The sequence below is a fragment of the Aequorivita xiaoshiensis genome (genome assembly GCF_022008395.1).
GTDB classification, from domain to species: domain Bacteria; phylum Bacteroidota; class Bacteroidia; order Flavobacteriales; family Flavobacteriaceae; genus Aequorivita; species Aequorivita xiaoshiensis.
In genome coordinates this window covers 31,848-43,446 of sequence record NZ_JAIRBB010000002.1, presented here as the reverse complement: position 1 = coordinate 43,446, position 11,599 = coordinate 31,848, and the positions used below count along the sequence as shown (strand labels likewise).

The 11,599-nt window shown below is 33.9% G+C and carries 11 protein-coding genes and 1 riboswitch; of the genes, 8 read left to right on the top strand and 3 right to left on the bottom strand.

Features of this window, described 5'->3' with window-relative positions:
* Window positions 1-29: 29 nt before the first annotated feature.
* Window positions 30-289, bottom strand: a riboswitch (cobalamin riboswitch).
* Between the two features lie 144 nt (window positions 290-433).
* The 5 genes from K8344_RS03460 (at window position 434) to K8344_RS03440 (ending at window position 5,266) form a co-directional block, all read left to right on the top strand.
* Complete coding sequence (locus K8344_RS03460) at window positions 434-1,582, top strand: ABC transporter substrate-binding protein (RefSeq protein WP_237606894.1); 1,149 nt, start codon at window positions 434-436, stop codon at window positions 1,580-1,582.
* Window positions 1,582-2,613: a FecCD family ABC transporter permease gene (locus K8344_RS03455; RefSeq protein WP_237606893.1), complete on the top strand. Its 1,032-nt coding sequence runs from the start codon at window positions 1,582-1,584 to the stop codon at window positions 2,611-2,613. The genes K8344_RS03460 and K8344_RS03455 overlap by 1 nt, the downstream gene beginning before the upstream one ends.
* Entirely contained in the window at window positions 2,613-3,407 is a 795-nt protein-coding gene (locus tag K8344_RS03450; RefSeq protein ID WP_237606892.1) for an ABC transporter ATP-binding protein, read from the top strand. The genes K8344_RS03455 and K8344_RS03450 overlap by 1 nt, the downstream gene beginning before the upstream one ends.
* Before the next feature lie 97 nt (window positions 3,408-3,504).
* Window positions 3,505-4,815, top strand: coding sequence for a DNA recombination protein RmuC (locus tag K8344_RS03445; RefSeq protein ID WP_237606891.1), 1,311 nt, complete (start codon window positions 3,505-3,507; stop codon window positions 4,813-4,815).
* Window positions 4,816-4,897: 82 nt separating this feature from the next.
* Entirely contained in the window at window positions 4,898-5,266 is a 369-nt protein-coding gene (locus K8344_RS03440; RefSeq protein WP_165149914.1) for a 6-phosphogluconate dehydrogenase, read from the top strand.
* A gap of 36 nt (window positions 5,267-5,302) precedes the next feature.
* Here the strand turns inward: K8344_RS03440 and K8344_RS03435 are convergent, their stop codons facing one another.
* The 3 genes from K8344_RS03435 to rpmH all read right to left on the bottom strand — a co-directional run bounded on the left by K8344_RS03435 (window position 5,303) and on the right by rpmH (window position 9,083).
* Complete coding sequence (locus K8344_RS03435; RefSeq protein WP_237606890.1) at window positions 5,303-5,842, bottom strand: T9SS type A sorting domain-containing protein; 540 nt, start codon at window positions 5,840-5,842, stop codon at window positions 5,303-5,305.
* A gap of 121 nt (window positions 5,843-5,963) precedes the next feature.
* Window positions 5,964-8,816 carry a carbamoyl-phosphate synthase large subunit gene (gene carB / locus K8344_RS03430; RefSeq protein ID WP_237606889.1) on the bottom strand — a complete coding sequence of 951 codons (2,853 nt, stop codon included), beginning with the start codon at window positions 8,814-8,816 and terminating at the stop codon, window positions 5,964-5,966.
* Between the two features lie 105 nt (window positions 8,817-8,921).
* A complete protein-coding gene (rpmH, locus tag K8344_RS03425; RefSeq protein ID WP_139856453.1) occupies window positions 8,922-9,083 on the bottom strand; it encodes a 50S ribosomal protein L34 in 162 nt (53 codons plus the stop codon).
* Window positions 9,084-9,283: 200 nt separating this feature from the next.
* On the opposite strand from rpmH, the gene K8344_RS03420 reads away from it, so the two are divergent.
* The 3 genes from K8344_RS03420 (at window position 9,284) to K8344_RS03410 (ending at window position 11,556) form a co-directional block, all read left to right on the top strand.
* A complete protein-coding gene (locus tag K8344_RS03420; RefSeq protein ID WP_237606888.1) occupies window positions 9,284-10,171 on the top strand; it encodes a DUF6263 family protein in 888 nt (295 codons plus the stop codon).
* A 1-nt stretch (window position 10,172) separates the two neighbouring features.
* Window positions 10,173-10,742, top strand: a complete 570-nt coding sequence (locus K8344_RS03415; RefSeq protein ID WP_237606887.1) for a DUF2892 domain-containing protein — start codon at window positions 10,173-10,175, stop codon at window positions 10,740-10,742.
* Window positions 10,743-10,854: 112 nt separating this feature from the next.
* Window positions 10,855-11,556, top strand: coding sequence for a TlpA family protein disulfide reductase (locus K8344_RS03410; RefSeq protein ID WP_237606886.1), 702 nt, complete (start codon window positions 10,855-10,857; stop codon window positions 11,554-11,556).
* Window positions 11,557-11,599: the final 43 nt, after the last annotated feature.

Genomic DNA, 11,599 nt, shown 5'->3' with positions numbered 1-11,599 from the left:
ATTCAACCTTTATCCCGAAAGTTTGATGTTTTTATGTTATGAATCTGGCAGGTCTCCTGGCTTGTCTTTTGTGCTACCTTCCCATCCTAAAAATTATCAAGACAGTGGTTTTGAAGTATGCACGCCTTAAATTGTATTAAGGCCGACTCACAGTTGCGGGAACAGCATAGGATTATTGTTATCTTTATAATGCCGAATTAAACATTCGAGTAAAAAGCATTAAAATCGTTTACCTATTTCCCTTTTAAGAGCACTTTTAAATATGCTCACCAAAATTCGATGCAAAGATAGTCGTTAATTTCAGCGATGAAAAGAAATTACTGTAAAGATTAAAGATTGGTATTTTTGAATACTATTTTAAAAAATAAGCTATTGATTCTTTCTACAACTTTATGATACCTTTGCGCATCTCGAAAACTTTAAATAGCCAATAATGCCAAGTTTTAAAAATCTTATTGTTTTATTCTTTTTCACTTTAGTATTTATCTCTTGTAAAAATGAAACTAAAGAATCTATAGAAAGTGTTTCAGTTGAAGGCAAAAAACTGGAAGTAAAATATGCTAAGGGCTTTGAAATTAAAGCATTCGAAGGTTATAAGACAATCACTTTAAAAAATCCTTGGCCAGGAACAGATAAAACTTTCACCTATGCTTTAGTTGAAAGAAATGCCACCCTTCCAAATCAAGAAAACTATGATGCAGTGGTTGAAATTCCTATAAAGCAAATAGTTGTAACTTCTACTACTCACATTCCTTCCTTAGAAATGTTAGGAGAAACAAATTCTCTAATCGGTTTTCCTAATTTAAATTATATTTCTTCTGAAGAGACTAGAAAACGAATTTCAAACAATGAAATTAAGGAGTTGGGTAAAAACGAAGACATAAACACTGAAATTCTTATCGATCTTTCCCCCGATGCTGTTATTGGTTTTGCCGTTGATGGTAATAATTCTGCGTTTTCAACAATACAAAATGCAAGAATTCCTGTTCTTTATAATTCAGATTGGACAGAGGTTTCTCCTTTAGGAAAAGCTGAATGGATAAAGTTTTTTGGAGCACTTTACAACAAAGAAAAAGAAGCCGACAGCATTTTCAATAAAATTGAATCGGAATATATCTCAGCTAAGAATTTAGCTTCTGAAGCCAAAAACAAGCCCACCGTAATTAGTGGTGCTATGTACAAAGATGTTTGGTATATGCCACAGGGAAATAGTTGGGGAGCACAGTTTATACAAGATGCTAACGGAGATTACCTCTGGAGAGATTCTGAAGGAACTGGAAGCCTTTCTTTAAGTTTAGAATCGGTGTTAGACAGAGGTATTGAAGCAGATTTTTGGATTGGTCCAGCGCAGTTTAATTCTCTAGAAGAGTTAAAAGAAGGCAGTAAAGCTTACGCCCAATTCAAAGCCTATAAAACTGGGGAAGTATATTCCTATAGTATGAAAAAAGGTGAAAAGGGAGGTGTAATTTATTACGAATTAGCTCCAAATAGACCAGACTTAGTGCTAAAGGATTTGATTAAAATTCTACATCCTGAAATGTTGCCAAATCATAAATTTCATTTTTTCGATAAACTAAATTAATGCAGACTTCGCCATCATATCGAATTCATTTTTTGGTACTTCTACTCATACTGCTCGCTGCATTTTTGGTTAATTTGAGTATGGGTTCTGTTTCAATTCCACTTAAAGAAATCATTTCAGTATTCGTTGGAAATGGCTCAACAAAAACTACTTGGGAATATATATTAATTGATTATCGACTCCCAAAAGCAATTACAGCAATGCTAGCAGGAGGCGGATTAGCAATTTCGGGATTGTTGATGCAAACCTTATTTAGAAATCCTCTAGCAGGTCCATTTGTTTTAGGTTTAAGCAGTGGAGCAAGCTTAGGAGTTGCTATTTTAATTTTAGGCGCAAGTGCATTTGGAGGCTTTTTTGGAACAATGTTACTAAGCCAATGGAGCTTAGTTATCGCTTCTGCTTTAGGTAGCTTTTTAGTGTTGTTGGCAGTGTTAGCTGTAACATTCAAAATAAAGGATACTATGGCTATTTTAATTATCGGACTTATGTTTGGGAGTGTTACTACAGCGGTAGTTTCGGTACTCTCATATTTTAGTAATGCAGAACAATTACAGCAGTATATCTTTTGGTCGTTTGGCAGCTTAGGAAATCAATCTTGGCAAGGTGTTACTATATTAAGCCTTTGTTTTTTCGCTGGGCTAATCTTAAGCATCATAAGCAGTAAGTCTTTAAACGCGCTATTATTAGGTGAAAACTATGCGAAAAGTATGGGAATTCACATAAAAAAAACAACCTTTATAATCATATTAGCAACAAGTATTTTGGCAGGAGGAATTACGGCATTTGTTGGTCCGATTGCCTTTGTTGGTTTAGCAGTACCGCATTTGGTGCGACAGTTTTACAAAACTTCAAATCACCTAATTTTACTTCCGGCTGTTTTACTTTGTGGGAGTTTGTTAATGCTAATCTGCGACACTATTGCTCAATTACCCTTCAGCGAGTTCACTTTACCAATTAATGCAATAACCTCATTAATAGGCGCTCCGGTGGTAATTTGGCTTTTAGTACGTAAACGAAAACTATTTTTTTAATGGCTTCGGTAGAAAAAAATATCATTTTAGAAGCTAAAAATCTTGCTGTTGGCTACTCCAACAAAAAGAGGGATTCTGTAATTGCCAAAGACATTAACTTTTCAATTAAAAAAGGCGAATTAGTCGGGCTTGTAGGTGCCAATGGCATTGGAAAATCTACACTTTTACGTACTTTAACTGGAATGCAAACCCCTTTAAGAGGCGATGTGCTTCTGAAGGAAAAATACATTAACAGCTATACTTCTTTTGAACTTGCAACTGAATTAAGCGTTGTATTAACTGAAGCCCCAGCCTCTAAAAACTTATCAGTTTTAGAAATGATATCCCTGGGAAGGCAACCTTACACCAACTGGATTGGCACGATAACAGTAGAAGATAAAAATGCTATAAATTTCGCTTTAGAAGCAACTGAAACCACTACACTAGCCCATCGAAAATGTTTTGAACTAAGTGATGGACAGATGCAACGAGTGGCTATAGCACGAGCAATAGCGCAGGATACTCCTATAATAATTCTAGACGAACCAACAACACATCTCGACCTTTATCATCGGGCCTATGTTCTTAAATTATTAAAGAAACTAGCTTCAGAAACCCAAAAAACGATATTCTTTTCTACGCACGAAATAGATTTGGCAATTCAGCTGACAGATAAAATGTTGGTAATGGCAAATGATGAAAACCATTTTGAAAGTCCGTGTAAATTAATAGAGTTAGGGAAATTCGATGCTTTATTTCCAAAAGAAACCATTGATTTTGATAGAGAAACAGGACGTTTCATTATTAAAAGTTAATAAGTTTTAATATTTCCGATTACTTTTAACTTCTTATCTTTATTCACAATCAAAAAAAACTGAAACTTCCTTTACAACATAACTTAATTCTACAAAATTGAACGAAACCCTTGTATTCTTACTTATTGCAGTAGCTTGCCTGTTTATTGGAGCATTAATTGGTGGTTATTTTGCTCGCTTAAAAAACAAAGTTGAAACTAGTAAATTTGAAGAAAGACTGCTTAATTCTAAGAAGTTGGAAGATCAATTAAATGAAAGATTTAATAAGCTTACTTCTGATAAAGAAAACTTACAAAAAGAAAAAGAACAGCTGAATATTCAGCTATCTCGTCAAAGTGCTGAGTATGATTCACTCTATGCCGAATTAAATAAGGAGAAGGAACGTTTTAAAAATTTCGAGAAGGACTTTGAAGCAAAATTTTCAGTTTTAGCCGATAAAATTTTGATTGATAAAACCGAAAAATTCACTGAAACCAACAAAGAGAATATTGAAGGAATACTCAAGCCATTAAATCAAAAAATTAAGGAGTTTGAAGAGAAAGTCGGGAAAAACAATATCGATTTCGTAAAAACACATGCAGAATTAGGGAAACAACTTCAAATACTAAATGAGCAAAACATTAAAATTAGTCAAGAAGCCGATAATCTTACTAAGGCATTAAAAGGCGATTCGAAGATTCAGGGGAATTGGGGTGAAATGATTTTATCCAGGGTTTTAGAAGAGTCGGGGTTAGAGAAAGGCCGCGAATATACAATTCAAGATAGTCATGATAATCCTGATGGCGGGAGATTACAAACCGATGTAATTATTCATCTTCCCGATGGTAAGAAAATGATAATCGACAGTAAAGTTTCCCTTACCGATTTTGAAAGATACGTTTCAGAGGAAGATGAAAAGATCAAGCCTGTTTATCTTAAGAAACATATTGATTCCATTAAAAAACACATCCTTACTCTAAGCGAGAAAAAATATTATCACGCTATTAATGATAGCCCAGATACCATATTTATGTTTGTTCCTATTGAACCAGCATTTGCAATTGCAGTTGCCAATCAAAAAAATTTATACCAAGAAGCTTTTAAACGAAAAGTTATGATTGTTACACCTTCCACGCTTTTAGCAGCCTTACGCTTGGTAGAAAACTTATGGGAGAACGACAACCAGAAGAAAAATACCCTAGAAATAGCAACAGAAGCTGGTAGACTTTATGATTCGTTTGTGAGTTTACTAGATGAGCTAAACAAGATAAAGAGACAACTAGGTACCGTTCAAGGCTCTTTTGACAATGCCTTGGTAAAACTTGAAGGGAAAGGAAATTTAGTGAGAAGAGTTGAAAAGTTAAAAAAGCTCGGGGCAATTACAAGTAAAAATATTGATCAAAAATTATTGAAAAATTCTGAGGAGTAAATAAGGCGGAAATGTTAAATAACAATATTTTTTTGATAAATATCCTCTTTTAGTCCACATATAATTTATGTACATTTATTCAATGAAAAAAATTCTATTCATAATTCTAGGAAGTCTAACAGCATTGTTTATACTATACTTTGCATTTTTGTACTATGTACCTTATAGTGAAGGAACTCGTGCGGGTGAATTAATAAAATTTAGCAACCGAGGAGTGGCGATAAAAACCTGGGAAGGTGAGATAAGTCAGGGGATTAGCGGTGCTCAAATATTTTCTTTTTCGGTTTTAGACAAAGACAAAGAAGTTATTGAAAAGCTTAAAGAATATCAAGGTAGCTATGTTAAAGTTACCTATATTGAACGCTATGCTTCATTCGCTATATGGGGAGACACAAAATATTTCATCACAAAAGTAGAAAAAGAAAATTCGCCCCATTTTAACCGAAATTAAACTGAGGCGAATTTTAATTATTTAATCTTTAGTTGTCTATTTTTTAGCAATCTTCAAAGTTGTTTGCATACTTCCTGAAATTATTTTCAGAAAATAAAATCCACTGTTTAGTCTCCTCATATCCACTTGAACGTAATTACCCCCTCCTTTTCCTTCAGAAATTAAGGATCCTAAAACATTGTAAATTTGATAACTATCTACTTTAAAAATTGAGGCAATAGTCAAATCTGATTTTACTGGATTTGGATAAAAGTTCAGATTTTTAATAAACTTATCTTCAGTTGAAAGTTTATTTACTACCGTTATTTTGCCCTGTAATGTCGAATTGCCGTGACTTTGATATTCGGTTACCCCTGTTTTATTGAAGGTATGTGAAAATCGACTTTTTGAACCGGTTAACAACCCACTATCAAAATCTTCACTTCCTCCGTAAATACTGCTAACACTTTTTTGAGAATTATCTTTCCAAGTCCATAACACTGTATCTCCAACTTCTATAGTAGGACTTGCTACAGATTCATTAATCCCTTGTCCCCATGGAATTTCCACAACATTCTGCGCAGTGAGAACATTCATGATTAAAAAACATAAGAACAAAGTAATTTTATTCATAAAAGCTTTAAATGACGGGTTAACTATCTAATTTAAGCAAAAAAATTAACATAAAAAATAGATGTTTAATAAAAGTAAATAGGTTTTATTTACTTAAATACATTTTTCTTCTTGCGTATAAATCGTAAAAAGCATCGTCTTTTAAGCTGTCAATAAACAAGATACTCTCTCCTGTACTTTTCATTTCAGGCCCTAGTTGCTTATTTACGTTCGGGAATTTATTGAAACTAAACACAGGTTGCTTAATAGCAAATCCTTCAAGTTTTGGGTTAAAGTCAAAATCAGTTACTTTTTTATGGCCTAGCATTACCTTGGTAGCATAGTTTACATAAGGTTCGCCGTAAGCTTTCGCAATAAATGGTACCGTTCTAGATGCACGTGGGTTTGCTTCAATAATATAAACTACATCATCTTTTATTGCAAACTGCACATTTATAAGTCCTACAGTCTTCAAAGATTTCGCAATTTTAATTGTGTGATCTTTTATTTGCTGTAACACAAATTCTCCAATATTAAACGGAGGCAATGTTGCGTTAGAATCTCCAGAGTGAACTCCACAAGGCTCTATATGCTCCATTATCCCTATAATATATACATTTTCACCATCACAGATTGCATCTGCTTCGGCTTCAATTGCACCATCTAAATAATGATCTAGAAGTAATTTATTATTTGGAATAGTACGAAGTAAATCTACAACGTGCTCTTCTAATTCTTGTTTATTGATTACAATTTTCATCCCTTGACCTCCTAACACGTAAGAAGGACGAATTAACAATGGGAAGTCGAGTTCATCAGCAAGTTTTAGCGCTTGATCTGTAGTTTCAGCTACTCCAAACCTTGGATAAGGAATATCATTTTCTTGTAAAAGTTTTGAGAAACTTCCACGATCTTCAGCCAAATCAAGTGATTGATATGTTGTTCCAATTATATTGATTCCATATCTGTCAAGTTTTTCAGCAAGTTTCAGTGCAGTTTGCCCACCTAACTGAACGATTACACCTTCAGGTTTTTCATGACGAATAATATCGTAAATATGTTCCCAGAAAACTGGTTCGAAATACAATTTATCAGCAACGTCGAAATCTGTAGATACAGTTTCTGGGTTACAGTTAATCATTATTGTTTCATATCCACATTCTGCAGCAGCTAAAACACCATGCACACAGCAGTAATCAAATTCAATACCCTGCCCTATTCTATTTGGACCTGAACCAAGAACAATAATTTTCTTTTTGTCGGTTACTATACTGTCATTTTCAGCATAAGGCTTCTCGCCTTCACGCTGCATATCATTCTCAAAAGTTGAGTAATAGTAAGGAGTTTCAGCTTTAAATTCTGCCGCACAAGTATCTACTAATTTATAAACGCGTTGAATATTCATCTCCTCACGTTTTGTATAGATTTGGCTTTCTAAGCATTTCAACATATGAGCAATCTGACGATCCCCATAACCTTTTTGCTTAGCTTCCAATAACAATTCTCTTGGAAGTGTATCTAAAGTGTAACTAGAAATTTCTTTTTCAAGCAGGAATAGCTCTTCATATTGACGAAGGAACCAAATATCAATTTTAGTGATCTCGTGAATTCTACTTAATGGAATTCCAATTTGAATAGCGTCATAAATCACAAAAACACGATCCCAGCTAGCATTTTTCAACTTATCTAGAATCTGCTCGTAATTGGTATATCCTTTTCCGTCAGCTCCAATTCCGTTTCGTTTAATCTCAAGAGATTGGGTAGCTTTATGAAGTGCTTCTTGGAAAGATCGGCCAATACCCATAACTTCTCCAACAGATTTCATTTGAAGCCCTAGAGTACGGTCAGAACCTTCGAATTTATCGAAATTCCAACGTGGTATTTTCACAATTACATAATCCAAAGTAGGCTCAAATAAAGCTGAAGTAGATTTAGTAATCTGGTTGTTTAATTCGTCTAAGTGGTAACCAATCGCAAGTTTTGTAGCAATTTTAGCAATAGGATAACCTGTTGCTTTAGAAGCTAAGGCAGATGAACGTGAAACACGAGGGTTGATTTCAATTGCAATAATTTCCTCATCATTATCTGGGCTAACTGCAAACTGCACATTACAACCACCGGCAAAATCACCGATACTACGCATCATATGAATTGCCATATCACGCATTTTTTGGAAAGTGCGATCGTTTAGTGTCATTGCAGGTGCAACTGTAATAGAGTCACCCGTATGGATTCCCATTGGATCCATATTTTCAATTGTACAGATAATTACAACGTTGTCGTTATTATCACGTAACAATTCTAATTCGTATTCTTTCCAGCCTATTAAAGCTTTGTCTATCATTACCTCGTGAATTGGAGATATTTCTAGACCTTGCGATAATAGTTCGTCAAAATCTTCTTCTTTATGAACAATTGACGCTCCAGCCCCACCAAGAGTGTATGAAGCTCTAATAACTAAAGGAAAACCAAATTCCTGAGCTATCTCCTTCCCTTCTAAATAAGAGGTTGCAGTAGCCTGTGGTGCCATACCTACTCCAATCTTCTCCATCAATTCTCTAAACTGCTCTCTGTCTTCAGTAATATTTATAGCGTCTATATCTACACCAATAAGTTTTACATTGAAATCTTTCCAAATTCCTTTTTCGTCGGCTTCAATACACAAGTTTAATGCTGTTTGCCCACCCATAGTTGGCAATACTGCATCAATTTGAGGATGCTCCTTTAGAATTTTTATAAGTGATTTTGTTGTAAGTGGTAGTAAATAAATATGATCGGCCATTGAAGGGTCGGTCATAATTGTGGCTGGGTTACTATTGATTAAAATAGTTTCTATACCATCTTCACGCAAAGAACGTAAGGCTTGCGAACCAGAGTAATCGAACTCACAAGCTTGTCCAATTACGATAGGCCCGGAACCAATAATTAAAACGGATTTAATGGAGGGATTTTTAGGCATTTTTTAAAAGGTTTTTTTTTAGTGTCGCAAAATTACGACGCTCTTGGGTATAAAAAAAGGTGTTGCTTAGATAAACAACACCTTTTTATTTATAACTTATAAACATTATTTTTTGTGACGGCCTTCTGATGAAACAGAAAGTTTCTTTCTGCCTTTCGCTCTGCGGGCAGCTAATACTTTTCTTCCGTTTACAGAAGCCATACGCTCTCTAAAACCGTGTTTGTTCTTTCTTTTTCTCTTTGATGGCTGAAATGTTCTTTTACTCATTTTAATATGCTTTAACTTCTGTAATATTTTTTTTTAAATACCACTTTACTTAAAGTGGGCGTGTTTACCATAGCTTTTTATCTGCTTAGGCGGGTGCAAATATACAATCAATTTTTATTTTCCCAAATCTAAATATCAATTTATTTTTATTTGTTTTTCATACCTTTGTCGGCCTTTACAAATTCTCATACTTTCAATCAATGAAATCAATCTACTACTTATTCTTTTTTTTAAGTTTTGCAAACTTATACAGTGTAGCTGCACAAGAAAAAATCCAATACAACTTTAAAAAAGGAGATGTATTTATGATTGAGCAAAACGCTATTCAAAATATAACTCAAAATATTGACAATAACGAACACCTTATGACCAATACCTTATACGGAATTTTTAAGATGGAAGTTGTAAACGTTTTAGGTAGCAAATTTGTATTGGATGTTAACTTTGAAAAATTTAAATTAAAACTAGACTCTAATCTATACGGTGTGTTAACGGATATTGACACTAGTATTCCTGCAACGGAAGGCAATGTAGAAGCAAAAATTTTTGAGGGCTTAGTGGGACCAAAATTTCAAATGATATTATTGCCTACCGGTGAAATAGAATCTATTACTGGAACTGAAAACCTTGTTGAAGGTATGATAAATAATGTTGAAGAAATAGATGATTTCACCAAAGCAATGATGAGAAAGAGTGTTGAAAAGGAGTTTAACAATCACGATATGGTTGAAAGCATGCAACAGTTTACATTTATTTACCCTGAAAAGTCTGTAAAAACTAATGAAACTTGGGAAAACACATACACTGGTGATTTTACAGCGAAGAACACTTGGAAGTTGATGAATTACTCAAAAACAAACATCAACCTTAAATCTGATGCGATAATTAAACTAAATACCACTGAGGATTCTGTAATTATGGAATTATCTGGCAATCAAAAAACAAAAGCCGTTACAAATACAGCTACTGGATTCATTGAAACGATGACCGTTACTCAGCAACTAGAAGGAGTATCTATTGCGCTAGAAATGAATAATATAAAAATACCGACAACGCTAAAATCTACGATAACTTACAAATCATTATAAAATGTTCAACAAAAACATAAAACTAGTTTTAGCTGCATTAATTATAGGAGCAGCAGTATGGCAATTTACAGAAACAAATATTGGGAATGGAATTATGCTTATTCTCCTCTCTTTAATATTCGTTTTTCTATATTTTAAAAATGAAATTATCCTACTTGCATTTCTCAGACTGCGTAAACAAGATTTTGCGGGTGCCAAAAATTGGCTAGATAAAATTAAAAACCCTTCAAGCGCTTTAGTTCCAAAACAAGAAGGCTACTACAACTACTTAAATGGGTTGATGATTTCTCAAACCAATATGGTTGAGGCTGAAAAATACTTTAAAAGAGCTGAAACTTTAGGTTTAAATATGGACGCCGACATGGCAATGACAAAGCTAAATCTCGCTGGAATAGCGATGACAAAAAACCGCAAGAGAGACGCTGAAAAGCTTATGGAAGAAGCTAAAAGACTTGATAAACACAATATGCTAGACGATCAGATTAAAATGATGAAACAGCAAATGAAAAAAATGGGGCAGCCAAGACAACAATTTGGAGGTGGTCGTGGAAGAGGAGGAAGACGCTTCTAGCCTCACATAAGCAAACAACCTTTTTTTTAAGTTTTAACAATTTAAATGAACTTAATTCAATTGTATTGTTAAAACTTTATTTTTTCACTACCTTTAAGCAAAGCAAATGCTTATGGGTAGAAATCTACTATATCTCCTCTTTTTATTTTCTTTTTTAGCTCAATCACAGGTTGAGCAACGCACGTATTTATCTGAAGCAATCGGAAAGAATATTAAGAAATACACGAAGAATTCTGAAAAAGCGTACTACAATCAGGATTTTAAACGTGCGGACTTTTTATTTGACTCCCTCATAAAGCACGTAGTTACCGGTAGCTATTTAGACAACTTTAAGGTTAGAAAATTATCGGGAAGGAAAACTCAACTTCATAAGTTTGAAAAACCCATGTTTTTAATGACCTATGCCTCTTGGTGCACACCTGGTTCAGGAGAAATCCCTGCATTGAATGAAATCGCCGAAGAAAACAAAAACACTATTGATTTTGTTATTCTATTTTGGGATTCCAAAGAAAACGTACGCAAGGTTGCAAAAGCCTATTCAAAAAACATAAACATCATATATATAGACGAAAGAGAAAATACGAACAACCATATTATTGAAGTTATGAAGCACAGTTTAGGCTTCCCTACTTCTTTTTTTATGGACAAAAATAAACGCATAGTCGATGTTCGTAGAGGTATTCTCCACCCTTACAATGAAAAGTATGAGATTTCCTATCAACTAAATTTAAATTCCTTTTTAAACGGAATTACCCTACTTAAAAACTTTAATATTGAAGACAATCAACAATTAGTGGTAAAAGAAAACCCGTAACGTTATTTTACGGGTTTTCTTTTAGTTTTACTCCTTATTGATA

Bases quoted from the DNA above. Each gene is read 5' to 3' on its own strand.
- K8344_RS03440 (WP_165149914.1), top strand. From the start codon at position 4,898: ATGAAAAAAATTCTATTCATAATTCTAGGAAGTCTAACAGCATTGTTT.
- K8344_RS03435 (WP_237606890.1), bottom strand. From the start codon at position 5,842: ATGAATGTTCTCACTGCGCAGAATGTTGTGGAAATTCCATGGGGACAA.
- K8344_RS03455 (WP_237606893.1), top strand. From the start codon at position 1,582: ATGCAGACTTCGCCATCATATCGAATTCATTTTTTGGTACTTCTACTC.
- K8344_RS03410 (WP_237606886.1), top strand. From the start codon at position 10,855: ATGGGTAGAAATCTACTATATCTCCTCTTTTTATTTTCTTTTTTAGCT.
- rpmH (WP_139856453.1), bottom strand. From the start codon at position 9,083: ATGAGTAAAAGAACATTTCAGCCATCAAAGAGAAAAAGAAAGAACAAA.
- K8344_RS03420 (WP_237606888.1), top strand. From the start codon at position 9,284: ATGAAATCAATCTACTACTTATTCTTTTTTTTAAGTTTTGCAAACTTA.
- K8344_RS03415 (WP_237606887.1), top strand. From the start codon at position 10,173: ATGTTCAACAAAAACATAAAACTAGTTTTAGCTGCATTAATTATAGGA.
- carB (WP_237606889.1), bottom strand. From the start codon at position 8,816: ATGCCTAAAAATCCCTCCATTAAATCCGTTTTAATTATTGGTTCCGGG.
- K8344_RS03450 (WP_237606892.1), top strand. From the start codon at position 2,613: ATGGCTTCGGTAGAAAAAAATATCATTTTAGAAGCTAAAAATCTTGCT.
- K8344_RS03460 (WP_237606894.1), top strand. From the start codon at position 434: ATGCCAAGTTTTAAAAATCTTATTGTTTTATTCTTTTTCACTTTAGTA.